This window comes from Bacillus sp. FG16, assembly GCF_057809515.1.
Genome location: NZ_JBMDKC010000005.1, coordinates 43056 through 68180 on the forward strand (window position 1 = coordinate 43056; position 25125 = coordinate 68180).

Annotated in this window: 25 protein-coding genes and 2 pseudogenes; 20 read left to right on the top strand and 7 right to left on the bottom strand. The window is 33.8% G+C overall.

What is annotated here, in order from left to right; translation table 11 throughout:
- Positions 1–169: 169 nt before the first annotated feature.
- Positions 170–1266 (top strand): annotated as a pseudogene (locus ACODS7_RS03505) (L-dopachrome tautomerase-related protein).
- Between the two features lie 302 nt (positions 1267–1568).
- Here ACODS7_RS03505 and ACODS7_RS03510 read toward each other — a convergent pair.
- Positions 1569–2357: an arylamine N-acetyltransferase gene (locus ACODS7_RS03510; RefSeq protein WP_095690746.1), complete on the bottom strand. Its 789-nt coding sequence runs from the start codon at positions 2355–2357 to the stop codon at positions 1569–1571.
- Between the two features lie 96 nt (positions 2358–2453).
- On the opposite strand from ACODS7_RS03510, the gene ACODS7_RS03515 reads away from it, so the two are divergent.
- A complete protein-coding gene (locus ACODS7_RS03515; protein WP_075718747.1) occupies positions 2454–2891 on the top strand; it encodes an NUDIX hydrolase in 438 nt (145 codons plus the stop codon).
- 35 nt (positions 2892–2926) lie between these two features.
- Here ACODS7_RS03515 and ACODS7_RS03520 read toward each other — a convergent pair whose 3' ends face one another.
- Positions 2927–3538: a TetR/AcrR family transcriptional regulator gene (locus ACODS7_RS03520; RefSeq protein WP_000798537.1), complete on the bottom strand. Its 612-nt coding sequence runs from the start codon at positions 3536–3538 to the stop codon at positions 2927–2929.
- 159 nt (positions 3539–3697) lie between these two features.
- On the opposite strand from ACODS7_RS03520, the gene kynU reads away from it, so the two are divergent.
- From kynU to ACODS7_RS03545, 5 genes are all read left to right on the top strand, one after another.
- Positions 3698–4984 carry a kynureninase gene (kynU, locus tag ACODS7_RS03525; RefSeq protein ID WP_029442519.1) on the top strand — a complete coding sequence of 429 codons (1287 nt, stop codon included), beginning with the start codon at positions 3698–3700 and terminating at the stop codon, positions 4982–4984.
- Between the two features lie 2 nt (positions 4985–4986).
- Positions 4987–5616, top strand: coding sequence for an arylformamidase (kynB, locus tag ACODS7_RS03530; protein WP_000858074.1), 630 nt, complete (start codon positions 4987–4989; stop codon positions 5614–5616).
- A gap of 32 nt (positions 5617–5648) precedes the next feature.
- Positions 5649–6488: a tryptophan 2,3-dioxygenase gene (gene kynA, locus ACODS7_RS03535; protein WP_000661957.1), complete on the top strand. Its 840-nt coding sequence runs from the start codon at positions 5649–5651 to the stop codon at positions 6486–6488.
- 119 nt (positions 6489–6607) lie between these two features.
- Positions 6608–7525 carry a serine hydrolase domain-containing protein gene (locus tag ACODS7_RS03540; RefSeq protein WP_243168208.1) on the top strand — a complete coding sequence of 306 codons (918 nt, stop codon included), beginning with the start codon at positions 6608–6610 and terminating at the stop codon, positions 7523–7525.
- Positions 7526–7541: 16 nt separating this feature from the next.
- Complete coding sequence (locus tag ACODS7_RS03545) at positions 7542–8165, top strand: Pr6Pr family membrane protein (RefSeq protein ID WP_224980289.1); 624 nt, start codon at positions 7542–7544, stop codon at positions 8163–8165.
- A gap of 101 nt (positions 8166–8266) precedes the next feature.
- Here ACODS7_RS03545 and ACODS7_RS03550 read toward each other — a convergent pair whose 3' ends face one another.
- Positions 8267–8599 (bottom strand): DUF3889 domain-containing protein, encoded by a 333-nt coding sequence (locus ACODS7_RS03550; protein WP_000749154.1) that lies wholly within the window; start codon positions 8597–8599, stop codon positions 8267–8269.
- A gap of 145 nt (positions 8600–8744) precedes the next feature.
- Between ACODS7_RS03550 and sleB the strand changes: the two genes are divergently transcribed.
- The 7 genes from sleB (at position 8745) to ACODS7_RS03585 (ending at position 14215) form a co-directional block, all read left to right on the top strand.
- Entirely contained in the window at positions 8745–9524 is a 780-nt protein-coding gene (gene sleB, locus ACODS7_RS03555; RefSeq protein ID WP_001249053.1) for a spore cortex-lytic enzyme, read from the top strand.
- Positions 9525–9539: 15 nt separating this feature from the next.
- A complete protein-coding gene (ypeB, locus tag ACODS7_RS03560; RefSeq protein ID WP_016081334.1) occupies positions 9540–10880 on the top strand; it encodes a germination protein YpeB in 1341 nt (446 codons plus the stop codon).
- Positions 10881–10906: 26 nt separating this feature from the next.
- Positions 10907–11503 carry a YhcN/YlaJ family sporulation lipoprotein gene (locus tag ACODS7_RS03565; RefSeq protein ID WP_043315256.1) on the top strand — a complete coding sequence of 199 codons (597 nt, stop codon included), beginning with the start codon at positions 10907–10909 and terminating at the stop codon, positions 11501–11503.
- A gap of 106 nt (positions 11504–11609) precedes the next feature.
- Positions 11610–11966, top strand: a complete 357-nt coding sequence (locus ACODS7_RS03570) for a hypothetical protein (RefSeq protein ID WP_016081336.1) — start codon at positions 11610–11612, stop codon at positions 11964–11966.
- Between the two features lie 11 nt (positions 11967–11977).
- A complete protein-coding gene (locus ACODS7_RS03575) occupies positions 11978–12490 on the top strand; it encodes a GNAT family N-acetyltransferase (RefSeq protein WP_141542537.1) in 513 nt (170 codons plus the stop codon).
- Between the two features lie 104 nt (positions 12491–12594).
- On the top strand, positions 12595–13650 hold the full coding sequence (locus ACODS7_RS03580; RefSeq protein ID WP_088115353.1) for an aromatic acid exporter family protein: 1056 nt from the start codon (positions 12595–12597) through the stop codon (positions 13648–13650).
- Positions 13651–13678: 28 nt separating this feature from the next.
- Positions 13679–14215 carry a DUF1697 domain-containing protein gene (locus tag ACODS7_RS03585; RefSeq protein ID WP_000177384.1) on the top strand — a complete coding sequence of 179 codons (537 nt, stop codon included), beginning with the start codon at positions 13679–13681 and terminating at the stop codon, positions 14213–14215.
- Between the two features lie 44 nt (positions 14216–14259).
- On the opposite strand, the gene ACODS7_RS03590 is transcribed toward ACODS7_RS03585, so the two are convergent.
- A complete protein-coding gene (locus tag ACODS7_RS03590) occupies positions 14260–14664 on the bottom strand; it encodes a hypothetical protein (RefSeq protein ID WP_001093141.1) in 405 nt (134 codons plus the stop codon).
- Between the two features lie 209 nt (positions 14665–14873).
- On the opposite strand from ACODS7_RS03590, the gene ACODS7_RS03595 reads away from it, so the two are divergent.
- Complete coding sequence (locus tag ACODS7_RS03595) at positions 14874–16043, top strand: ParM/StbA family protein (protein WP_000025622.1); 1170 nt, start codon at positions 14874–14876, stop codon at positions 16041–16043.
- Between the two features lie 11 nt (positions 16044–16054).
- A complete protein-coding gene (locus ACODS7_RS03600) occupies positions 16055–16390 on the top strand; it encodes a hypothetical protein (protein WP_001257761.1) in 336 nt (111 codons plus the stop codon).
- 119 nt (positions 16391–16509) lie between these two features.
- Here ACODS7_RS03600 and mleBCA read toward each other — a convergent pair whose 3' ends face one another.
- Complete coding sequence (gene mleBCA / locus ACODS7_RS03605) at positions 16510–17364, bottom strand: BCA family alpha/beta fold macrolide esterase (RefSeq protein WP_075718767.1); 855 nt, start codon at positions 17362–17364, stop codon at positions 16510–16512.
- A 256-nt stretch (positions 17365–17620) separates the two neighbouring features.
- Between mleBCA and ACODS7_RS03610 the strand changes: the two genes are divergently transcribed.
- Positions 17621–18547 carry an NADP-dependent oxidoreductase gene (locus ACODS7_RS03610; RefSeq protein WP_029442511.1) on the top strand — a complete coding sequence of 309 codons (927 nt, stop codon included), beginning with the start codon at positions 17621–17623 and terminating at the stop codon, positions 18545–18547.
- Between the two features lie 127 nt (positions 18548–18674).
- Here ACODS7_RS03610 and pdxR read toward each other — a convergent pair.
- Positions 18675–20155: pseudogene (gene pdxR, locus ACODS7_RS03615) on the bottom strand (MocR-like pyridoxine biosynthesis transcription factor PdxR).
- A gap of 148 nt (positions 20156–20303) precedes the next feature.
- Between pdxR and ACODS7_RS03620 the strand changes: the two are divergent.
- From ACODS7_RS03620 to ACODS7_RS03630, 3 genes are all read left to right on the top strand, one after another.
- Positions 20304–21221: a DMT family transporter gene (locus ACODS7_RS03620; protein ID WP_098139596.1), complete on the top strand. Its 918-nt coding sequence runs from the start codon at positions 20304–20306 to the stop codon at positions 21219–21221.
- Positions 21222–21421: 200 nt separating this feature from the next.
- On the top strand, positions 21422–22585 hold the full coding sequence (locus ACODS7_RS03625; RefSeq protein ID WP_088115356.1) for an FAD-dependent oxidoreductase: 1164 nt from the start codon (positions 21422–21424) through the stop codon (positions 22583–22585).
- 24 nt (positions 22586–22609) lie between these two features.
- Entirely contained in the window at positions 22610–23275 is a 666-nt protein-coding gene (locus ACODS7_RS03630) for a TetR/AcrR family transcriptional regulator (RefSeq protein ID WP_016081346.1), read from the top strand.
- An 88-nt stretch (positions 23276–23363) separates the two neighbouring features.
- Here ACODS7_RS03630 and secY read toward each other — a convergent pair whose 3' ends face one another.
- The gene (gene secY, locus ACODS7_RS03635) at positions 23364–24668 is read right to left on the bottom strand and encodes a preprotein translocase subunit SecY (protein ID WP_243168207.1); all 1305 of its coding nucleotides are present in this window, start codon (positions 24666–24668) and stop codon (positions 23364–23366) included.
- Between the last annotated feature and the right edge of the window lie 457 nt (positions 24669–25125).

A 25125-nucleotide genomic window follows, 5' to 3' on the forward strand; every position in this document is an offset into this window, starting at 1 on the left:
GGAGACCTTTAAATTAAAATGTTTCCTTTCTTCTGACAGACTTATTAAATTTCGAAAACAATCAATTCAATCATCTTTTCGTATAGAAAAACTTATTAAGAAACATGCACTAGAAAAAATATAAATCATATATAGGAGATATCCCGTTTGAATGCTTGAGGAGGATATTATGAAACCCATGTTACCTAGTGAAAAATATTTCGGTAATTTAGAACTAGTTTATGCATTTTATGGGGCTATGCCTACAGGTGTTACTGTTTCAGAAACCGGTCGTATTTTCATTTGCTTTCCGAAATGGGGAGACGATGTTAAATTTACTGTGGCGGAAATTTTTGAGGATAAATTGCAGCCTTATCCTAATTTACAAACCAATTTGGTTAACCCCGAGAATATCCCAATGACTTTCATCAGTGTCCAAAGTGTAGTTGCTGATGGAAGGGGAACGCTTTGGATATTAGATACAGCGGCACCAAATTTTTCTGAACCTATTAAAGGGGGGCAAAATTAGTCGCTGTTGATTTAGAAACCAATACAATAAGAAAAGTATATACCTTTACAGAAGATGTTGTCCTGCCTACAACTTATCTGAATGATGTCCGTTTTGATTTTCGTGTTGGAAAAGCAGGTTATGCCTATATAACGGATTCTTCTTCAAGAGGACCAGGAGCTATTATCGTCGTAGATTTATCAAATGGAAACGCGTTTAGACGGTTAAATGGAGCAAATTCAACTTCACCCGATCCCTATTTTTTACCGAAAGTAGAAGGTCAAATTTTAATGAATCGAAACAAAGACGGTTCAACTTCTCCATTTAGATTGGCGTCTGATAGTCTTGCGATTTCTCCTGATGGAAAGATATTATTTTTTGCTCCACTAACCAGTCGGCATTTGTTCTCGATCTCAACAGAAGCCCTGAGAGACAGAACGATATCGGACATGAATTTACCTTATCATGTGGAGTATTGGGGAGAAAAAGGTGCGTCTGATGGAATGATCACTGATGCAAAAGGAACTGTTTATGCTGGAGATTATGAAAATAACAGTATCCGTAAGATATTTCCAAATGGCATAATGGAAACTATTGCACATGATCCGAGAATTTTGTGGCCGGATACTTTTTCAATTGGTCCGGATCAATATTTGTATGTCATTGTGAACCAATTACATCGACAGCCTAGATTTCATTATGGAAAAGACTTACGACAGAAACCTTATAGTTTACTTCGTATCAAAATTGATGAATTTCCTGCTCCGACCTTTTCATAATAAAAATAGTCAATTAATTGTTTTCATTGATAGAAAATGATCAAACTTTTTTATAAAATCAAAACATAAACCTGCTGAATAAGAATCCATTTTGATCAATCTTTTTCAAAATGGATTCTTTTTATTTACCATAGAATACGGGTTAACACGATATTTTTAATCAAACTTTATTTTAAAATTACGAAGAAACTCATGAATGTTTTAAAAAATATGGTGAAGTAGTAATACCCGAACTTATGAGTGAAATTAATGAAAAGTTAAAATGGGATGTTGTTAGTTATGTAGATCATAAGGAGTATGCTTTATGGCCACATTCTATTTGAAGATTTTTCATTGAAAATCTCAATAGCTCTTTCACATATTTCTTGATTAATACAAAATCTTTCTGTTATCCAATAATTAAGTTCAGAAGATGTAAGGCTTTGTTCTATTTTCTTACCTTGGAAATATCGTTTTAAAACATTATCATTAATAGAAGTTGGAATACCATCGATATAACCGAAAATCTGAATTTTCTTTAATACAGGAGATGTATGCCAATCGTTAGACTTTTTAATGAGTTCTTTCATACTTGATAAATGTATTGGATCTGTATGTAAGATTTTTGCTGGACCTGGATTTCTAGCAATTTTAATCCTATTATTTGAGACTTCATAAGTGAAAGTTTCTCTTACATTACTTACTTGAAATGATTCATAAAGTGGGTAAGCTTGGAATAAAGGTGCACAATAACCAACATCAACATAATAAGGTTGGTCTAAGTTAACCCGTAAGCATAAATGTCCGGGATCCATATACATATAATGAACATTAAAACCAAGATTTGATAATAACCAATGGAATCCAATTGAGTGCGTCCAACAAGTACCCCCGAGACCTTTTGTTGTAATACGGTTTATGTATGTCTCAATGGAAGGAAAATAATTACCTGTTTCATTACCCTTTTCCCAGTCAATTATTTTAGTAAGGGTTTCCCATTTTATTTTTTCTTGATGAGCTTTAATAAGCTCATTTAAAAACTTTAAGCTAGTAGGCTGTTTTGTCGTACCTAAAAATGATAGAAAGCTATTTACTAGTTGTACTTGGGTCATTTTCTTATCCTTTCTATATAGAAATTGCTATTGGTATTATTATACAATAGGTGTCAGAAAATACAGTTGTTTATTATTGGAGTGGGAGAGAATTATATGTCGATGTCGCTATATTATAAAAAAATCCGTGAGCAATTAGGCCGTGAACTAATTCTAATACCGAGTGTAGCTGCTGTTATTAAAAATGAGCAAGGGAAAATCTTATTTCAATATCCTGGTGGAGAATACTGGAGTTTGCCAGCTGGAGCAATTGAGCCTGGAGAAACTCCAGAAGAAGCGGTAGTTCGTGAAGTGTGGGAAGAAACGGGTTTGAAAGTGCAAGTAAAAAAACAAAAAGGGGTATTTGGAGGGGAAAGGTTCCGTCATATATATCCGAATGGCGATCAAGTAGAATATATTGTTGTTGTGTTTGAATGTGAAATTACTAGTGGAAAACTGAAATCGATAGATGGTGAATCTTTAAAACTACAATATTTCTCATTTTCTGAAAAGCCTACTTTAGCGCTACCATACCCAGATAATATATTTTTATAGATGTAAAATAACACACCTTACTTATTGAAGGTGTGCTATTTATATAACCCGGTCGTATACATCTCCGTTAACGTATACACAATTTCCTCTAAGTTAATCTTTTTATCATTTTGCGTAATAGTCCAAAGAAACGATTCATTCATCGCGAACCAACCGCGTGCTACAATCTCTTTATTTAAATTAGGTTGTGCTAATCCACTTTCTTGAGAGTAAGTAATATCTTGTTTAATACTTGTTATAAAACGTTCCCGAATCTCATCCCATTTTTGCCGTATTTCTCTTGATAATCCTATCGCTTCCTCTACAACTTGCAAAATAGCGCGTTCTTCATCTGCTAATTGCAGGAATGCTCTAACTTGATTTTGGATCATTATACGTGCTTCCTCTTTTGTTTGTGGAGAAAAAGAGCGCTCAGCAATATTATAAAATTGATTCATAACATCTTCCATTAAACTAATTAGGAGATCATCTTTGTTTTTGAAGTATACATATGCTGTTCCATAACCAGTTTCTGCATGTTTAATAATTTGTGTAATTGTCGTTTTTTGAAATCCATTATTTATAAAAATAGTGTAACCAGAGTGTAATAGTTTCTTCTTCGTTTCTAAGGAGCGGTGTTTTCTTGATGAAAGAGTAGAGTTTTTCAAAGAATCACCTCTTTATACTGAAATATCTGAAAATATAACTGTATTGTAAAAGAAGTTCATATATAAAGTCAACTGACACAATATCATTGACGTTGTATCAATTAAGGTGATATATTTCAATTAGTTAGAATAAAAAGAAAATTAAGAGAAGGTGACACCATGTATAAAGAACCATTTCAACCAACTTATGAGTATGCGCTTGAATGTGATAAACATGATGAACTGAAAGATTTTCAAACTGAATTCTATAAAAAAGAAGGTACTATATATTTAGATGGAAACTCATTAGGGCTACTTTCAAAAAGAGCAGAGAAATCATTACTTACGTTGCTAGAATCTTGGAAAGAGTATGGCATTGACGGCTGGACAGAAGGTGAGCACCCGTGGTTTTTCCTTTCAGAGAAATTAGGTAAACTTACAGCCCCTCTTATTGGAGCTTTACCCGAAGAAACTATTGTAACCGGTTCTACGACTACGAATATACACCAAGTTATTGCGACGTTTTATGAACCAAAAGGAATACGTACAAAAATACTTGCGGATGAATTAACTTTCCCGTCAGATATTTATGCACTTCAAAGTCAAATTCGTCTAAAAGGATTAGACCCAAATGAACATCTAGTAAGAGTGAAAAGCCGAGATGGTAGAACACTTTCTGAAGAAGATATTATTTATGCGATGGAAGATGATATCGCTTTAATTTTATTACCTTCTGTTTTATATAGAAGTGGTCAAATTCTGGATATGAAACGTTTAACAACGGAAGCTCATAAACGCGGCATTCATATCGGATTTGATTTATGCCATTCAATAGGATCTATTCCGCATCATTTCAAAGATTGGGATGTCGATTTTGCTGTTTGGTGCAATTATAAATATTTAAATGCAGGACCAGGTAGTGTTGCAGGCCTTTATGTAAATAGTAAACATTTTAATAGACTGCCAGGATTGTCTGGATGGTTTAGTTCTAGAAAAGATAAACAGTTTGATATGGAGCATACATTAACAGCTGCTGATCATGCAGGTGCTTATCAAATTGGTACACCGCACGTATTAAGTACAGCACCATTAATTGGTTCACTTGAAATTTTCAAAGATGCTGGTATTGAACGTTTACGTGAGAAATCTTTACATATTACGAGATACATGCTGAATTTAATTGGACATGAATTAAAAGATTTCGAATTTACAATTGGAAATCCATTAGAGGATGAAAAACGAGGTGGGCACATTTATTTAGAGCATGCAGAAGCAGCACGTATATGTAAAGCACTAAAAGCAAATGGAGTAATTCCAGATTTTAGGGCGCCGAATGGGGTGAGACTTGCGCCGGTCGCTTTATATAACACATACGAAGAAGTGTGGAAATCTGTACAAATATTAAAGAAAATTATGAAAAATGAAGAGTATAAGCAGTTTGAAAATAAGCGAGAGGTTGTGGCATAAATATGAAAACATCAGAGTGGATTGATATTTCACAACCGCTAAATAATAATATTGCAACGTGGCCAGGAGACACACCGTTCTCGTATGAAGTTTCATGGTCAAAAGAAGAAAGTGGCTCAGTAAATGTCGGAAAGTTAACGATGAGTATTCATACAGGCACTCATATTGATGCACCATTTCATTTTGATAATGATGGAAAGAAAGTATTAGATTTAGATGTTCAAGTTTATGTTGGCCCAGCACGGATTATTGACGTTTCTAATCTTGAAAGCATCGGGAAAAAGGAATTAGAAAGCTTTCATTTAGAAGGTGTAGAACGATTATTATTACGTACATCTTCACATGGAAAAGCTGAAGAATTTCCAGAGGTGATTCCTCATTTACGTGCAGACATAGCGTCGTTTCTTTCAGAGAAAGGTATTCGTTTAATCGGAGTAGATGTACCATCAGTTGATCCGCTAGATGATAAAGAATTAGCAGCGCATCATCAATTATTTAAACATGGAATTCATATTTTAGAAAATGTCGTACTAGATCATGTAGCAGACGGTGATTATGAACTTATTGCATTACCACTTGCATTAACTGATGCAGATGGAAGTCCAGTTCGAGCCGTTATTAGACCAATATAAGTAGAATCATATAAAAGGGGCGTTTGGCTAATATGAAAGAAAATGAAAAAGTAATTATGGAAAAAGGGATTCATACGGATTTTAAAGAGAATATGACGTATGGGGAGTATTTACAATTAGATAGTTTACTATCTTCTCAAAAAAGATTATCGGACCATCATGATGAAATGTTATTTATCGTTATTCACCAAGCAAGTGAGCTTTGGATGAAGCTCATTTTACATGAGCTAAATGCGGCGATTGAATCTATTAAACAAGATAAATTACAACCAGCTTTTAAAATGTTAGCACGTGTATCAAAAATTCAGTCTCAAATTATTCAATCTTGGGATATTCTTGCGACATTAACACCATCAGAATATATTGAGTTTCGTGATTCACTCGGTCAAGCTTCAGGTTTTCAATCGTATCAATATCGTATGATTGAGTATGCACTTGGCTATAAAACGCCACACGCATTAAAAATTTATGAAAAGGATCCAGAATTACATGCACGACTTCATAAAGCGCTACATGCACCAAGTCTATATGATGTCGCGATTCAAGCATTAGTAAAAGAAGGATTCCCTATTCATAAAGATGTGTTAAACCGTGATATTACGCAGCCTTATGAAGAAGATGCAACAGTAGAAGCAGCATGGTTGGAAGTGTATGCGGATGTGAAAAAATATTGGAATTTATATCAGCTTGCTGAAAAATTGATTGATATTGAAGACTGGCTACAACAATGGCGTTTCCGTCATATGAAAACAGTAGAAAGAATTATTGGACATAAAATGGGAACAGGTGGATCCTCCGGTGTTTCTTATTTAAAACGAGTACTTGATCAACAATTCTTCCCAGAGCTTTGGAATGTTCGTACGAAATTATAAAAATAAACCTGTCAGTTCATTATGGCTGACAGGTTTATTTTTATTTGAGCACAATTATGTTTAAAATGAAGGGACAAGATATAATAAATGGAGTAACTATTTAAATGGAGGTAAAGTTTTTGGCTTTCAAGCAACTAGAAAATAAATTCGAAAAGAAAAAAGTGAATACATTTCTTGTTTATCAAAAAGGGGAATTAACAACTGAGTACTATAAAACACCTGAATGTGCAAATAACTTATATAAAATAAATTCGATTACAAAAAGTATTGTATCTTTATTAATTGGTATTGCTCTTGATAAGAGCTATATAAATGATATACATACACCGATTACAGAGTGGATTGAAAATGTACCTGGAGAAAAACATGATTTGACGCTTTATCACTTATTAACAATGACTACTGGTGAGGATTGGAAAGAGTTTGGAAATGGAGTAGTATTCCCAAATGACTTTGTAGAATCAGAGAACTGGGTGCAGTACATATTAGAAAAGCCAATAATTGAAGAACCCGCTACAAAAATGAATTATAATTCAGGTTCTTCTCATTTACTGAGCTATATTATTCAAGAAGCTACTGGAATGTCGACAGAGCGGTTTGCAAAGAAATATTTATTTGATCCATTAGAAATTACCGAATACGAGTGGCAACAAGATCCGCAAGGTATATATGTCGGCGGCTTCGGTATGAAAATGAAATCTACCGATTTATTAAAATTAGGAAAATTATGTTTACAAAATGGATATTGGAACGAGAACGAAATTGTATCAGCAAAATGGTTAGACGAGTCAAGTAGGGCTCTATTTGAAACATATGAACATGTCGGTGCATATGGATATCACTGGTGGGTATTACATAACGAAAGATTTCACATACCGTATTGTATATATTTTGCTATGGGATACGGCGGACAATACATCGTTATCATTCCTCAGTTAGAAATAGTAGCTATTATAAGTAGTCATATGCCAAAACGTGGGCTCGTTCCATTGAAATTATTTATTGAGCATGTACAGAATAATTCCGATTATATATAAGAAAAGGAGGGAATGTATGAGGGATGTAAAAACTTTATCTTTATTTAGAATATGTTTAAGTCTTCTAGCGTGTAGCGCCATTATTACGCAATTCATAATTAGGGCACAAGTGAAGCCGTTTAATCCAGTTAACTTTTTTAGTTTCTTCACCATTGAAAGTAACATTTTAGTTGCATGTATTCTCCTTTTAAGCAGTATCGGAACAGCTACATTTGGTCGCTCAGAACAGTTTAGTATACTTCGTGGTGCGGCGACGGTATATATACTTACGACAGGACTCGTTTATTTTTTGTTACTAAGAGGGTTAGAAGAGTCACTTCAAACGGCAATACCATGGGTAAATACTGTGCTACATTATATCATGCCGATTGCAATGCTTTTAGATTGGATTTTAAATCCACCTATTAAGAAAATCACTTGGAAACAAGCTGCAAGTTGGCTCTTATTCCCGTGTTTTTACGTTGTATATAGCTTAATACGTGGTCCAATCGTGAATTGGTATCCATATCCGTTTTTAGATCCGAGAATAGGTGGATATGGTAAAGTACTTTTATATAGCATAGGGATAGCTGTAGTAATTGGCGCTATTTGTATATTGGTAAGATTTTTAGGGAATCGAAACTTTAGGAAAAAATTTTAGAAATGCAAGGAACCCCACTGTTTCCATTTTTAACAGTGGGGTTTCATTTTATCCCGCATTAACGGGCAGCCCGATTGGTGAGGGCTGATTAAAGTTTCACTTTATCTACTCGTCTTCTGAAACGACAACTTTATAAATTTCTCCGTCTTCGTTTCAAATTCTACATCAACAAAAACACCATATTCTTTTCCATCTTCACGTAACCACAATTTAAATTTTTCAACAGTTATTTGAACTGTTTTTGGTTTTCTACCTATATGAAGATAGTCAATAATTTCTGCTTTTGGGTATTGTTCTTTCGTCTTTTCTACGGCAAGTTTACCCCATTTGGCATACGGCGGCTGCGCATGAACAATTGATGAGCCTGTATATATATTTGAACATGTTGTTAGGAACAGAATGACGAGTGCGACACGTTTTAACGATTTCTTCATGATGAACTCCTTTCATCCTTTTTTTATATTGTTTACATATTTTTTCAACGATATTAGTTTGGATTTTTTTGTCTTCTTTACATAAAAGCGAGGCTTTTACAAAACATAACCAAGAAATCATTTCCGTAATTAAGGAGGGAAAATTATGCGCCAAAAAGCTATTTTTAAAATAGCAGTTTTACTTGCGTTCATAGGACTGTCTTTAATGGTCAGTAGTATACAACTAAAGAATGTAGAAGCTTTTTCTAATCAAGTTATTCAAAGAGGAGCATCTGGCGAAGATGTCATTGAACTGCAATCTCGTTTGAAATATAACGGATTTTATACGGGAAAAGTGGATGGTGTTTTCGGATGGGGTACATACTGGGCACTTCGGAATTTTCAAGAGAAATTCGGATTACCCGTTGATGGTTTAGCTGGAGCTAAAACGAAGCAAATGCTCGTGAAGGCAACGAAGTATGACAAGTCAACTGCTAATAAAGGGACAACAACGAATAAAGGAAATAGCGGCGGAACTGCACAAGAGAATAAACCACCTCAAAATAAAGGGACAAATGTTCCGAACGGTTATTCTCAAAATGATATTCAGCTTATGGCAAACGCAGTATACGGAGAATCACGTGGTGAACCGTATTTAGGACAAGTTGCGGTAGCTGCCGTTATTTTGAATCGTGTTACAAGTGCGTCATTCCCAAATACTGTTTCAGGTGTAATCTTTGAGCCTAGAGCATTTACAGCAGTAGCCGATGGACAAATATATTTAACGCCAAATGAAACAGCAAAAAAAGCAGTTTTAGATGCGATTAACGGATGGGATCCAACAGGAAATGCTTTATATTATTTCAATCCAGATACTGCGACTAGTAAATGGATTTGGACTCGTCCACAAATTAAAAAAATCGGTAAACATATTTTCTGTAAATAGAGCGGAGGTGGGACAATGTTACGAGGTATTATCATTGTATTATTAACAGTCGGTGTAGTAGGAACAGGCTATTGGGGCTATAAAGAGCACCAAGAGAAAAATGCGGTTTTAATTCGAGCGGAAAATAGCTATCAACGTGCATTCCATGATTTAGCATACGAAGTCGATTTATTACACGATAAAATTGGCACAACACTTGCGATGAATTCACGATCATCTTTATCACCTGCATTAGCGGATGTATGGCGTTTAACATCTGAAGCTCGCTCAGATGTAGGACAACTTCCTTTAACATTAATGCCATTTAATAAAACGGAAGAATTTTTAGCGAATATCGGTGATTTCAGTTACCGTGCAGCCATTCGTGATTTAGAAAAAGAGCCGTTAAATGAGCAAGAATATAAAACGCTACAAACTTTATATTCAAATGCAGGAAATATACAAGATGAACTAAGAAAAGTACAACATCTTGTTTTGAAAAATAATTTACGCTGGATGGATGTAGAAATGGCACTTGCATCAAATCGTGATCCAGCAGATAACACAATTATTGATGGATTGAAAACTGTAGAGAAAAACGTAACATCATATTCTTCTACAAACTTCGGACCGACCTTTACAAGTGCGCAAAAAAATAAAAAAGGCGGATTTGAAGCGGAAGGAAAGGCAATTTCTAAAGATGAAGCGGCGAAAATTGCCAAATCGTTTTTGAATTTAAAAGGAAATGAAAAAGTAGATGTAGAGAAAAGTGGAAAAGGTGCGAAAGAATCCTTCTATAGTGTGAAAATTAAAGATGAAGCAACGAACAATGAGTTCTATATGGATATTACCGGAAAAGGCGGATATCCAATTTGGGTTATGAATAACCGCGAAATTAAAGAACAGAAAGTTAGTTTAAACGATGCAGGTAGTAAAGGTTTAAAATTTTTAAAGGACCATAAGTTTAATAATATGGAGCTTTATGATAGCTCACAATATGATAATGTTGGTGTATTTACGTATGTAGTAAATGAAAATGGAGTACGAATTTATCCAGAAGCAATCCAAATGAAAATTGCTTTAGATGACGGTTCTATCGTAGGGTTCTCCGCAAAAGAATATTTAGCGTCACATCAAAAACGAACAGTTCCATCGGCAAAGCTAACTGCAGCAGAAGCAAGAAAGAAAATCAATCCGGATGTAAAAGTAATGGAAGAACGTAAAGCTGTAGTAGTTAATGATTTGCATAATGAAGTACTTTGCTATGAATTTGTAGGTACTTTAGGAAAAGATACGTACCAAATATTCATTAATGCTAATAGCGGGGCCGAGGAAAAGGTAAAGAAAATGCAAGCTGTTGAAAAAATTTATGATTAAACTTTAATAGTAAAGTGGTGAAAATAGTGAAAACCCTAATATATATGTTGATGCTCTGTTTCGTTATTACTGGATGTAGTATCGGAAAAAAAGATAATCCAAACGAAAAACCAGAACAAAAAAATGTCTCAATGAAAAATGTTAATTATACGAATAAATCAAATAAGCCAAATGAAAAAGCAGCAGATCATTTAGCATCTTTAGCAGCAAGTGTGCCAGGTGTGAATGATGCGACAGCGGTAGTTGTTGGAAAATATGCTATTGTAGGTATAGACGTAAAAGCAAAACTTGATCGAACTCGTGTTGAATCAATTAAATATTCTGTTGCAGAAAGTTTAAAAAATGACCCTGACGGTGCTAATGCAGTCGTTGTAGCAGATGTTGATACGTATGAACGCCTCAAACAAATCGGAAAGCAAATTAAAAAAGGAAAAACAGGTGAAGGTATACTAGATGAATTAGCGGCTATTGTGGGACGAGTAATGCCACAAGTTCCAAATGATATGATTGAAAATCGAGAAACGAATCCAATTAAAGATAATGATAAACAATTACCAAAAGATGAAGAACAAGAGTTAAGAAAAGAACAGGATGATCAATCAAATAATCATTTGAATAAATGAAATTAGCCTCGTACTTAATTGTGCGAGGTTTTTAAGTATAATATTAAATATTCAGTTTATTTTTAAGGGAATATATGGTTTAATTATGATGGGAGGGACAACTGTTATGATGAAAAAAAGCGCATGTATATTGTTTAGTTTATGCTTAGGTTTCAGTATGACAGCGTGTGAACAGAGAAAAGAAGTGAAAAATCAAACAGCAACTTCTTCTACTGTGATGGAAAGGCAACAGAAAGAATCTATCAATATAAATCATTTCTCGAACATAAATGAAGGAATGACTTATACAGAAGTGAAAGATTTAATTGGTTTTGAAGGGGATTTACTTATAGAAGAAGGGGTAGAACATTCTACACAAATTAAACAAATTTTTGCTTGGAAAGGAAACGATCCAAATTCATTTGTTGAAATTACCTTTTTAGATGGAAGAGTGCATTCAAAAGCACAGCAAGGTATAAGTTAATAAGCTAAAAAATGGGAGAGTTTAGCATGAACACACACACAGGGGAAATTCAATTAGTTCCGTATAAGGAGAAATATAAAGAAGTTATACAAACATTTACTTTACCAAGTGAACAAGTTCAGTTTACAGCAGATCCAAGCGCATTACTGGAAAAAGCAAAAAGTGATCGTACAAAAAATGTGATTGTTATTTTAGATTACAATGGGGTACCGGTGGGTCTTTTCGCATTGGAAACGGGAGATAGAGTAAAGGAGTTCACAGATAATGAGGATGCTTTACTTTTAACGTCATTTTCTATTAATCACAATAGACAAAGAAAAGGATTCGCTAAAAAGTCATTGTTATTATTAGAAGAGTTTGTAAAACGCTATTTTCCAATAAAAAATGAAGTTGTACTTGCTGTGAATGAAAGAAATATTCCTGCACAAAATTTATATGCAAAAGTCGGCTTCGAGGATAAAGGTTTTAGAAGAATGGGACCAATTGGCCAACAAATAATAATGCATTTACCTATAATGAAATAATGAGATAGAAAACTTACTCTTGAATATTCATGTAGTAGGTTTTTTTATTTTAACAATATATAATATATGTATATAAAATGAAATAGAAATGAAGGATATAAAAAATGAATCAAGATAGAAAATGGAATATCGTTGGGGGAAGAGTAATTAAAACTGGGATTGCAGTTTTTCTTACAGTGTTAGTTTGTGAATTTTTCAACATCCCAACTATTTTTGCTGTAATAACAGCAATTGTTACAATTGAACCAACTGCAACAGACTCAATAAAAAAAGGACTTATTCGCTTTCCGGCCTCAACAATTGGATCGGCATATGCCATGACTTTCACATTTTTCCTAGGCCACCAAGCAATTTCTTATGCATTAGCTGCAATGTTTACGATCGTTACATGTCAAAAACTAAGGTTACACGCGGGAACATTAGTCGCAACTTTAACTGCTGTAGCTATGATTCCAATTACGGCAGATCATTATTTCACTGCATTTTTAATTCGTTTAGCTACTACATCTACTGGTATTATAGTATCTACTTTAGTGAATTTTTTCATTTTCCCACCACACTACACGAAAACGATTTTTGGATGTACAGAGGATCTATTTGCTAAAACAGCAAATATTATGGAAGAATGGATTACTGCATTAGTTGCAGGAAAAGGTATGAAAAAGGAGACCGCTCAGGATTTATCTAAATTGACTGTATTATTGCATAAGGCGATACAATTTGTTCAATATGAGCAGAAAGATTGGAAATATCATCAACATACAAAGAAGGAAATGAGAAGCTTTTTAACCATGCAGAACCAACTTCATATATTACAGCAAATCATTTACCATATAGATAATTTAGCTCGAGTATCAATTGAGACTTGTGACTGGTCACAAAGTGAAAGAGAAATATTACAACGAACAATTCATTCTATAATTGCTATATTGAGAAACCGTTGTAATGAAATTGATGAGGAACATTTTAAACTTATTGCTGAATTAGACAAGCAATTTTGGAGTTATAAAAATGATTTAAAAGATTATAAACCAAATCATTATCATCACCATTTTTCAAGTGAGTCTATTATTTTATTTGAGGTATTATCTATTCATGATATGTTAGAAGAATTAAAACAAATATCCGAGAAATATGAGTGGGAAAATCGATTCAATTGATAAGTTTATTTTATTGTGGGGGAATAATATGACACTTTATATTGCATTACTAAGAGGAATCAATGTCGGTGGACATAAAGTAATCAAAATGGCTGATTTAAAACGAGTGTTTGAATCAATAGGGTTAAAACAAGTGAAAACATATATACAAAGTGGTAATATCGTGTTCGAATCTGAGGAAGATATAAACTTTCTAAAGGACCGAATACAATCTGAAATAAAAAATGAATTTGATTTCGATGTTCCAGTCATGCTAAGAACATATGGTGAATTTATAAATATTATTAAACAATGTCCGTATGAAGTTCATTCATTGTTAGAAGGAGAAAGTGTTCATGTTGCTTTTTTAGCTAATGTACTTTCTGAAGAGGAAAGTAGTCAATTGCTTACATTTAAAAGTGAACTTGAAGATTGCTATATAGATGAGAAGGTTGCTTATTTGTTTTTCAAAAATAGCATTCGAAATTCTAAATTAATGAACCAGTTTCAGAAATTACATACACCAGCTACAGTTAGGAATTGGCGTACTGTGAATAAATTAAAAGCAATTGTAGAGAGTATGTAAATATAAAAAGATGAGGTTTTCTACATGTAGAAAACCTCATCTTTTTACTTATATTGTTTTGCAACTATGAGTTCGACAATAGGATAAATAAAGAATGAAGAGCAAATTGCGATGAACAGAGGGAGGTTTTTAACGCCATCTAAATTAGCCCCCATAGAAAATCCTTCGGAGAAGATTAATAAAAGGAACATTACAACTACAAGCACAAAATACGCAATTTTAAAGCTTTTATATGTAATTTGTTGGCCCATTTCATCTTGACTTTCTTCTGATACACCGTGGGGATCTCCCCAAGTAATGTGATTAATTAAATTACTAAGTATTAACGAGATAGCAAAAATCGTACCACCCAAAATAGAACCTTCAGTGATGTATTTATATGTGCCATGTACTAGTATTGCAATTAATGCTAAAACAATGATTATAAAAATAGTTTTTTTAGTATTCAATAAATAATTGCCCCCCTCGATTGTAAAAAACTCTTTACAAATATAAGTATAAAATTGTAGAAGTATCATGTCAAATGCTTTTTACACGAAATATGTAAGTGTGTAATATTTTGTTTTTATGATAAGTAAAAAATTACAATACATTTGAATGTAAAAGAATGGGCTCGCATATATTTGGAAGGGATGTCAGATTAATTTAGGGGGTAGTTATGTCTATACTTTTAAAAGCTGGTGCAGATGCAGGAAACAACGGTTTGAAGTTAATGGTGAAAGGGCAAGACCCTATTTTTATTCCGAGTATTTATTCTTTATATATAGGTGAGCCGACAGGACTCTTAGATGAGGTAGATGTTTCATTATCTGAATTAGAAAACCACATTGATGTGACTATAAGTTCGCCATCGTTAATGCTAAATAATGTACGATACATCGTTGGAGAAAAAGTCATTCAAGATCAATTAAAAGGTACTGAGGTAGAGAAGAAATCAAATAAGTCAACGGATGAGTTAATGGTTATTACAATACTATCAGGTTTGGCGGTAAGCGCTATGCGTCAAAGTCCAACTTCTAGCCATATTAATATTCGATATGATTTATCTGTCGCTCTTCCTATGCAGCTTATTACACAAGAAATAGCTGCTGAAAATGCAAAACGTTATATGGGAAATCATAAGGTTATTTTCCATTATCCGAACGGACGCGATGTGACAATTAATGTTTCAATTGAGTATTGTAAATGCCTGCCTGAGGGTGCTTCTGGGACGTGGGGCATTGTATACGATGAAGAAGGAAATGTTGTGAAACATAAAATAGAATGTGAGCAAAATCAAGTTTCTGAAATTGATTTTGTAGATAAAACACTACTCTCTTTTGATATTGGTGCAGGGACGACAGAAGAAGTCGTTTCATTAGGGGTAAATTTCCGTCCGCAACTAAGTAAAGGTTTATCTTATGGTGTAAAAGAGACGTTACTACAAATCATTACGAGATGGAACCGGAAGTATCCAACTAAGACGATTGATAGTATTACAGAATTCAATCAAATTTATTTAAATGATAAGCATCCGAGAAATACCTTATTAGTTGAGGAATCACAGCCAGCGCTATTAGGTTTAGCAGCACGTGTTGCAACAGATATTATAAATAAAATTGATGATATGAAAGACGATCCATACGTGTTTATTTATGGCGGGGGTGCAGTAATTATTAAAAACAGTTTAAAAATGATTTTAAAGCAAAAAGGACGACTCAAAAATGTAATCTTTGTAGATAATCCGTTATTTACAAATGCACGAGGATTATTAGTTTATACTTGTTCGCCAAAATATAGAGAGCATAAGCAAAAAGAGTTAGGATTTACAAACTTAACGATAAGTTAGTTGGTGGAAGTATGCGATCTAGGCGATATAAACGTGGTGATCGAGTAAAAATCAATATTCATAAATCGGTATCACCTGAAATGCTTGCGTGGCTGAATAAACAATCAAATCCAACTAATTTCTTCTTTTTTGCTGCGCAGCAATTATTTAAACAAGTAGGAGATATTGACGTTTCAAAAGCTTTACCAAGTAGCCATGTTTTCTCATTATATGTGGAGCCTTCATCCTTATTAAAAGTCGAAGTAAACCCTTTTAAAAACATGACACTAGAAGCAAATACATCCACCGAAAATGCAAAAAAAAAATTATGGGAATCTGTTGATCAATTAGATTGTCCATTTTTTTAAACATAGAAAAATATAAGAAGTCCCATCACTATACATACGAATACAGTGATGGGTTTTTGTTTGTAAATGGAAGGGGGCACAATACAATTTGTGCCCCCTTCTGTTAATTATTTGTTTGTCTAAATTTCAGATGTATGTTTAGAAACCGCAGTAATTATGCTTTCCCAATCATTTGGATGATTTTCATGACCTGCCCCTTTAAGAGTTAATAGTACTGAGCTTGGAATTTCATCAATTAGTGCGAGGCCATGTTCAAATGGGAGTGCTGTATCGTCTGTTCCATGAATAACCAATGTTGGTGCTTGTATGGAGTGAAGTACACCTTCATATGCATCATCACCTTGAAGTAAAGCGTGATTAAACATACTTAATAAATTGTTTGCGCGTTCTATTTCTTGTTTTACTTGTGTATAAACTCTATTTTCATCAAATATTCGTTCTGATCCACATAATAGACGAGATCCTGAAACTAAATACTCTGCCACATCATTTTTATTTGTCCAATCAATACTTGCGCTCTTTACATGATGTGTTAAAATCCTTTCATCCATTGGGGGTAAATCGCGAGTATTATTATCAGATCCTATTACACTAGTCGCTAGTAAAGTTAGCGTCAAAATTCTTTCGGGATGTTTTACAGCGGCAATTTGAGCAATCATACCACCTAATGACATACCAAAAAAATGGGCTTTATCAATATGATAAGCGTCTAATACCCCGATTGCATCTTCAGCCATATCTGTTACTGAATAATTTGAAGTGCCAGGTTCATATGTAACAGAGCGTCCAACATCGCGATTATCAAAGCGAATAACAAATTTTCCTGTGTTCGCCAACTGTTCACAAAATTCTTCATCCCAATATATCATTGAACAAGTAGCTCCCATAATTAATAAAATAGCGGGATCATTAGAGTTACCGAAGCTTTCTGTACATATATCAATACCGTTTATTTTAAATATCTTTTCACTCATAAAGTTAGCCCCATTTCTTTTGAATTTAATTAATAATACAGTTTTGAATAATTCTAAGATGTGTGTAAGATTCTTTTTGAAATTCATCCCGCTGTTTGCCGGGCAGTAAGAGCCCGATTGGTGAGGAATGATTAAAGTTTTACTTTATAATGCTTTTTGCATAATTACCCCCAAAAATAAGTATATGGTAATTCAAGGCAAAAAATTTTGAGAAATAATTGTATGTTATTAAAATAAACAGCAAGGAGGAGAGGAAATGAAAGCAATTGTTATTGATCGATATGGCAGTGTTGAAGAATTAAAAGAAAGACAAGTTTTAAAACCGGTTGTTAAGAATAATGAGGTATTAATACGTATTCATGCAACATCTGTTAATCCAGTTGATTGGAAAATAAGAAAAGGTGACTTACAAGAACAGTTACGCTTTTCATTTCCAATCACTTTAGGATTAGATGTAGCTGGAGTTATTGAAGAAGTTGGAGAAGATGTAGAGTGTTTCAATATAGGAGATAAAGTGTTTACGAAACCTGAAAATATAGGAAGCGGCTCTTATGCTGAATTCATTGCAGTACAATTAGATTTAGTATCACATATGCCTAATAATATTAGTTACGAAGAAGCAGCTTCTATTCCTCTTGCAGGACTTACAGCGTGGCAAAGTCTTGTAGATTACGCAAAAATAAAAGAAAATGACCGTGTATTCATTCATGCTGGAGCTGGTGGCGTTGGAAGTTTGGCAATCCAAATCGCAAAATCATTTGGAGCTTTTGTTGCAACGACTGCTAGTAGTAAAAATAAAGAATTTTTACAGTCTTTAGGAGCGGATCTCGTTATTGATTATAAAAAAGATAAATTTGAAGAACTAGTATCAGATTTTGATATTGTGTTAGATACAATAGGTGGCGAAGTGCAAGAAAAAAGTTTTCGAATTATTAAACCTGGTGGTGTTCTAGTTTCCATTGTTCATGAACCACTACAAAAAGTAGAAGGAATAAAATCAGGATTTTTATGGCTAAAACCAAATGGAAAACAATTAGAAGAATTATCAGCTTTAATTGTAAACGGAAAAATCAAACCAATCATAAGTAAAGTGGTGCCATTTAATGAAGCAGGAGTTCGAGAAGCTCATATTTTGAGTGAAGGACAACATGTTAGAGGAAAGATTGTAGTTAAAGTGGAATGATAATGAAGATTACAGCTTATAGAGTAACTAGATTTGAATAACGAAAAAGCTCAACAATAAATAATATCCCATACTACACATTTTCATTTTTGGATATTATTTATTGTTGGCCATTGTGATAGTACTTCTAACCTATACTGTTTCGTATTGTATCATGTAATTTCTCTAATCCAATCGCCATATCTTTCTCGTTTAACATTGAATAGCTAATTCTTAATTGGTTATCATATCTTTCTCGTTTAACATTGAATAGCTAATTCTTAATTGGTTATCATTTGTTTCGTAATTTAATAGACAAGCTGTTCCTGGTAAAAAAGAGACATCTACTTCATTTGCTTTTTGTAATAAGGTAAAGGGATCTATCGAATCAGGCAGTGTCACCCATAAATTAAAACCGCCATTTGGTATTTCAAAGTTTAGTTCTTTTAATGGCGATAATATATCAATTGTTAAATCACGTCTCATTTGTAAAGCTGTTCGTAATTTTTCTAAATGATTTTTCATACGTTCCGCACGTAAAAACGGTAGAAGTGCCTTTTGTGTTAATAAAGGACTACCGATATCCATTGAACCTTTCACTGCATATAGCCATTCAAAAATAGGGCCATCGGCAATAAGTGCTGCGATACGCAGTCCTGGTGCTAACGTTTTACTAAATCCTTTTATATATATTACGTGGCCATCTTTATCAAAACTTTTGATTGGGGGCGGGACTATAGCATCCTCAAAATATATTTCTCCGAAAGAATCATCTTCAATAATAAAAAATTGATATAGCTCCGCTAGTTCTATAAGTTCCATTCTTCGTTCTTTACTCATTACTGTACCTGTCGGATTCTGGAAGGTGGGATTCGTATACAATAAAACGGGATTTTTACTTTGACAAATATCATCAATTAAGTCGGAGCGAACTCCATTATTATCAAGAGAAACGGGAATGATTTGAACACCTTTATTGATGAAAATATCAAGCGCGGCACTGTAACATGGACTTTCTACTAATACAGTATCTCCAGGTTTTAATAATGTTTGAGCAATTAAATCAATTCCTTGTTGTGCTCCGCTTGTAATTAATAATTGAGATGGGTCTGTCACTAATTTCTGGTGTTCATTTAAGTAATTTGCTATTTCAACTCGCAGCTCATAATCGCCTTGAACGGGCCCGTAAGTTGCTAACAACATCGGATTTTTATCCAGCAATTTATGCATTTCGTCTGCCAAAAATGGATTTGGTAACAGACGGGGATACAGAATGGCTTGTGAAAAATCATAATATTTACGGTGTTTATTCATTACATATTGAGAACGCATAACATTAATAGATCTTGATTGTTGCCATTTATACGGTATCGGTTTGAAATCTTTCTTTACACGTTTATATATGTAAGCACCTTTTCCTTGTTCGATGCGTATATATCCTTTCGTTTCTAACTGTTTATAAGCTTTACGAACAGTTAATACATTGATTTGTAAATCTGTGGCCATACAACGTAAAGAAGGAAGGGATTCACCATGTGAAAGCATACCACTTTGTATTCTGTCAACAATTTGCATATATATTTGCTTGTAATACGGTATGTTTGATTCTTTACGCAATACAATCTTCATAGGTTCACCTATTTTTCTTTTTAATTTAATTAAAGCGAAAAATATATAGGGAATCAACTACAACTTGAAGTAACTGTTATATGTACCGATACACTGTTATACACCATACCCTCTATACTCATTTTAAGAGTAAAAAGGAGGAAGAAAAATGGTCATTTTTAATTACATTTTAGTATGTATTATTTTCGGGACAACATTTTTAACGATAAAAATTGGAATTGAAGCAGGGGCGCCACCGTTGTTTTCAGCAGGAATTCGCTTCTTTTTAGCGGGTATAATCCTTATGATTATTTTTAAATTAAAGCGAAAAGAAATTATGCCACATATATTTTCAAAACGCATTATGTATGCTGGATTTTGTTTAACATTTATGACATTCGCAAGTTTATATTGGTCAGAACAATATATTTCTTCGGGATTAGCTGCTGTTCTGTCTGCTACGGGACCAATGATGATTTTATTAATACAAGCAAAGAGGAATAGGGAGAAATTACAAAAGGAACAACTCGTTGCTTTAGTTATTGCACTAATAGGTGTTATATTTGTTTCTTTACCAGGAATGCATCAACAAGTAAGTTTCATATGGAGTATTGCTTGTATTGTTTTAGTTATAGGAGAGTTATTTTACGGAATAGGCTCTATTCGTTCGAAAGAAATACTTTCAGATTTATCAAATGTATCACCATTTCTTATAAACGGAATTCAAATGTTTTATGGAGGGATTTTACTACTAATCGCATCTATTATTGTAGAACAACCAAATGTAACTGTATTAACTTCATGGAGTGTACAATGGCCTATTTTATATCTCATATTTATCGGATCGATCGGTGGACACGGATTATATTACTGGCTCTTATCAAAGACAAACCCAGTATTTCCATCGACGTGGTTGTATGTATCACCATTAATAGCAATTATCGTAGGGTATATCGTATTAGGAGAACCCTTAAATCCTAAAATGGGAATGGGGGCTTGTTTCATTTTGATAGGTGTATTTTTAGCAAACCGTACAACAATTGGAGCTTATTTTAAGCAAGGGAAGCTATTAAAGAAGGAGCTTTAAATAGAAACGACTAAAGTGTTTTGAGAACTTAAATAAATAGATGATACAAAAAACATGCTATTACTAATTTGTAGCATGTTTTTCTTATTGGAGCCGTTACCATAATTTCCTTGGGAGAATAACGAACGCTGCACTTTACGAACACTGTTCGTTATGTTATAAATAAAACAAGTAATTCAAAAACATGTAAGGTGTGATTAATGATGGAAAGAACGAAAAATACGAAAAAAAGAATTGCCATTATAGGCGCTGGACCAGGAGGATTAACATTAGCTCGTACATTACAACAACATGGTTTAAAAAGTGTGGTGTATGAAAGAGAAACATCCCCAATGAGTCGTCAACAAGGAGGTTCATTAGATATCCATCATGATTCTGGTCAAGAAGCGCTAAAAGAAGCAGGATTGTTAGAGAAATTTTATGAATTTGCTAGATATGAGGGAGAAGATTTTCGCTTATTTGATAAAAGTGGAAAAATATATTTAGATGAAGAAGCAGATTCAGCTGGCGGGGATCGTCCTGAAATTGATCGTGGTACTTTGCGTGAGTTGCTTTTAAACTCTGTTGATTCAGAATGTATACATTGGGGATATAATTTAATAAAAGCCGTTTCTCTAGAAAATGGTATGCATAAACTTCATTTTGAAAATGGACATGTAGATATTGTGGATTTAGTTGTAGCGGCAGATGGAGCTTTTTCACAAATTCGCCCACTTGTCACAGATTCGGTACCACAATATACTGGAATTAGTATGATTGAATTGAATTTGCAAAATGTCACGGAAAATCATCCGGGAATAGCGGAGTTTAATCGGCGTGGTAAAGTCTTTGCACTTTCGGATCAAAAAGGTATTTTGGCACAGTTAAATGGAGATGACAGTATTCGAGTATACTTAAGTTTTAGAACTAATAAAGAATGGCTTGATAATTGTGGGATTCCATTTGAAAATGTAGAAGAAGCAAAGAGTCAACTTCTACAATATTTTGAGGACTGGGATGAAACTCTTAAAAATTATATTAGATGTGCAGATGGTGCAATCTTTCCTAGACGAATTTATATGTTACCTGTGGGGCTAACTTGGAATAGTACACCTGGTGTTACTTTAATTGGTGATGCTGCTCATTTAATGTCTCCATTTGCTGGAGAAGGTGTGAACCTAGCTATGCGTGATGCAGCAGAACTTGCACTGGCTATTGTAAAGTATGACGATTTGAACGAAGCAATCAAAACTTATGAAGGAAAAATGTACGATTATTCTTCACAATCTGCTGCTATCTCAAATGATAACCTTGAAATTTGTTTTTCAGAAGATGCTGCTATTAAAATGTACAATCTTATGAATCAACTTCATGGACAACAATAAAACTGGATGTAATTAAGGAGAACTATGGAAGAGAAAACAAATACAACGAATAGCCGTCGTTCGCGACCAGCAAAAGAACCATTGAGTAAAGAAATCATTGTGAAAACCGCATATAACCTCCTGGAGTCTGAAGGAATATCAGGTCTTAGTATGAGAAAAATTGCAAAAGTGCTAGATACAGGACCATCTTCTTTATATGTTTATGTTAAAAATGCTGATGAATTAAGAGCGTTTGTATTAGATTATGGTCTAGGAAAGATTGAAGAAATAGATGTCAAAAATGAAACATGGAAAAAAGAATTATTTGAACTTGTATATTCATATTTCAGAATTTTGTTCAATTCCCCTGGAATGGCAGAATTGGCTTTAATGACAATTCCAATTGGACCAAATTCGTTAGCTCTTACCGAACAGATTTTGCACCAATTACACCTAGGAGGAGTAAATGCGAAATCATCAGCATGGGGAGTAGATATTCTACTGTTATATGCTGCTTCAGTCGCCTTTGAACAAACAGCACGTAAAGAAAAGGGAACTACACTTGACGCAATTCGTGCTTCGTACGAAACATTAGATGTAGTAAAGTATCCGATGATTGTAAGCTTAAAAGATGATATGTTGTCTGGTGGAGAAGAAAGGTTCCGCTGGGGATTAGAAGTTGTACTTCAAGGTATTTTACATGCACAATAATAAGGATTTTAAAATCGAGAATTAATGGCGATGTTTATATAAAATAAAAAACACACTATGTCTTTAAAATATAGTGTGTTTTTTATAATTAATTCACTTTTTTAATAAAGCCTTTATAATGACGTTTTACAAGCTGGCTTTCTAAAGTCTTCATGGTTTCTAGTGCTACACCGACAATGATAAGTAAGCTTGTACCACCAATTTGAGCAGAAGGTGGTAACGTAGAAATTTTCGTGAATACGAGCGGTAATATAGAAATTGCACCTAAGAAAATTGCACCGATAAATGTTAAACGGTATAAAATTTTAGTTACATATTGTTCAGTTGCTTTACCAGGACGAATACCAGGAACATATCCATTTTGCTTTTTCAAATTCTCAGCCATTTGTTCAGGATTTACTTGAATAAATGCGTAGAAGTATGTGAAAGCAACAATAAGACCGACATAAAGTGTCATTCCAATTGGATGTGCGAAATCAAGATTTGCAACTAACCATTTTGATACGCTTGAATCAGGGAAGAGCTGCGCAATTGTACGCGGCGTCATTAAAAATGCAGAAGCAAAGATAACTGGTATAACACCAGCACTATTTACTTTAAGCGGTAAATGAGTGTTTTTTGCTCCTTGATATTGATTGTTTCCTGAAACAGCTTTTGCATATTGGATCGGTATTTTACGTACAGCTTGTTGAATGTAAATAACGCCAACAACTATCGCTAAAATTACGAGTCCAATTAAAACAATTTTTATTATGTGCATGAATAGCTGATCGCCAGCATTTTGGAATTGTTGTAAATAAATTTGATTTGCAACATTTGGAATCGCGGCAACGAGACCTGCGAAGATAATCATCGAAATACCATTACCAACTCCGTTAGCGGTAATTTGTTCGCCTAACCAAAGTAAAAATGCAGTACCTGCAGTTAAAACTGTCGCAATAAATAAGTATGTAGTCCAGCTTTGATCTGTTATTAATTGTCCACCTGCTATATTATTAAAGCCATAAGACATTCCGATGGCCTGTATGAATGCGAGAATGATTGTAAAGTATCGAGTGAATTGAGCTGATTTCTTACGGCCCATTTCTCCTTGCTTTGCCCATTCCGAAAACTTAGGTATAACATCCATTTGTAGTAATTGTACTATGATGGAAGCTGTAATATATGGTGTAATACCTACAGCAAAGATTGAGAAATGTTGCAGCGCTCCTCCACCAAATACGTTTAACATACCTAGAACGTTAGCTTGATCTTGTACTTTTAATACCTCTGCGTTAGTATGAGGAACTGGAATAAACGTGCCAATTCGAAAAACGATTAACATCGCTAGTGTAAAAAGGATTTTCCTTCTTATCTCAGCTACTCTCATGAAATTTGAAATCGTACGAAACATTATGTCGCCTCCTATATTTTTATCAGTAAAAAACTGATTATTATACCCTATGAAGTAACCACAAACCTCCTTCCGCACTAAATTCATTTGACAAATGGATTTTCATACACTTTGTAGTTTTCACGGATATAAAAATATAAGGTGTTATATAAGCGACCTTTACACTTTACGTAATCATTCAATACCCATAATATATCGAATAAATTAACAAATGTACATACATACGCATTAAAAATGAATAAATAGAGTCATTTTTTACATTTATTTAATGATAAATTGATAGGACATTATTATTCAAGATTGTTATACATGTTATCAATTAAAGTTTATCCCGCATTAACTGGTAGCCCGATTGGTTCAACTAATAATCAGTGGGGATGAACAAAACCATCGCTGATTAAAGTTTCACTTTATGTGATTAGAAAATTCTTTTTGTTTAAGAAGGAATAAATATTAA

Excerpts from the sequence above, each read along its gene's own strand:
- ACODS7_RS03510 (WP_095690746.1), bottom strand. The coding sequence starts at position 2,357 with ATGACCCAAGTACAACTAGTAAATAGCTTTCTATCATTTTTAGGTACG.
- ACODS7_RS03515 (WP_075718747.1), top strand. The coding sequence starts at position 2,454 with ATGTCGATGTCGCTATATTATAAAAAAATCCGTGAGCAATTAGGCCGT.
- kynU (WP_029442519.1), top strand. The coding sequence starts at position 3,698 with ATGTATAAAGAACCATTTCAACCAACTTATGAGTATGCGCTTGAATGT.
- kynB (WP_000858074.1), top strand. The coding sequence starts at position 4,987 with ATGAAAACATCAGAGTGGATTGATATTTCACAACCGCTAAATAATAAT.
- kynA (WP_000661957.1), top strand. The coding sequence starts at position 5,649 with ATGAAAGAAAATGAAAAAGTAATTATGGAAAAAGGGATTCATACGGAT.
- ACODS7_RS03545 (WP_224980289.1), top strand. The coding sequence starts at position 7,542 with ATGAGGGATGTAAAAACTTTATCTTTATTTAGAATATGTTTAAGTCTT.
- ACODS7_RS03550 (WP_000749154.1), bottom strand. The coding sequence starts at position 8,599 with ATGAAGAAATCGTTAAAACGTGTCGCACTCGTCATTCTGTTCCTAACA.
- sleB (WP_001249053.1), top strand. The coding sequence starts at position 8,745 with ATGCGCCAAAAAGCTATTTTTAAAATAGCAGTTTTACTTGCGTTCATA.
- ypeB (WP_016081334.1), top strand. The coding sequence starts at position 9,540 with ATGTTACGAGGTATTATCATTGTATTATTAACAGTCGGTGTAGTAGGA.
- ACODS7_RS03570 (WP_016081336.1), top strand. The coding sequence starts at position 11,610 with ATGATGAAAAAAAGCGCATGTATATTGTTTAGTTTATGCTTAGGTTTC.
- ACODS7_RS03575 (WP_141542537.1), top strand. The coding sequence starts at position 11,978 with ATGGGAGAGTTTAGCATGAACACACACACAGGGGAAATTCAATTAGTT.
- ACODS7_RS03580 (WP_088115353.1), top strand. The coding sequence starts at position 12,595 with ATGAATCAAGATAGAAAATGGAATATCGTTGGGGGAAGAGTAATTAAA.
- ACODS7_RS03585 (WP_000177384.1), top strand. The coding sequence starts at position 13,679 with ATGACACTTTATATTGCATTACTAAGAGGAATCAATGTCGGTGGACAT.
- ACODS7_RS03595 (WP_000025622.1), top strand. The coding sequence starts at position 14,874 with ATGTCTATACTTTTAAAAGCTGGTGCAGATGCAGGAAACAACGGTTTG.
- ACODS7_RS03600 (WP_001257761.1), top strand. The coding sequence starts at position 16,055 with ATGCGATCTAGGCGATATAAACGTGGTGATCGAGTAAAAATCAATATT.
- mleBCA (WP_075718767.1), bottom strand. The coding sequence starts at position 17,364 with ATGAGTGAAAAGATATTTAAAATAAACGGTATTGATATATGTACAGAA.
- ACODS7_RS03610 (WP_029442511.1), top strand. The coding sequence starts at position 17,621 with ATGAAAGCAATTGTTATTGATCGATATGGCAGTGTTGAAGAATTAAAA.
- ACODS7_RS03620 (WP_098139596.1), top strand. The coding sequence starts at position 20,304 with ATGGTCATTTTTAATTACATTTTAGTATGTATTATTTTCGGGACAACA.
- ACODS7_RS03625 (WP_088115356.1), top strand. The coding sequence starts at position 21,422 with ATGATGGAAAGAACGAAAAATACGAAAAAAAGAATTGCCATTATAGGC.
- ACODS7_RS03630 (WP_016081346.1), top strand. The coding sequence starts at position 22,610 with ATGGAAGAGAAAACAAATACAACGAATAGCCGTCGTTCGCGACCAGCA.
- secY (WP_243168207.1), bottom strand. The coding sequence starts at position 24,668 with ATGTTTCGTACGATTTCAAATTTCATGAGAGTAGCTGAGATAAGAAGG.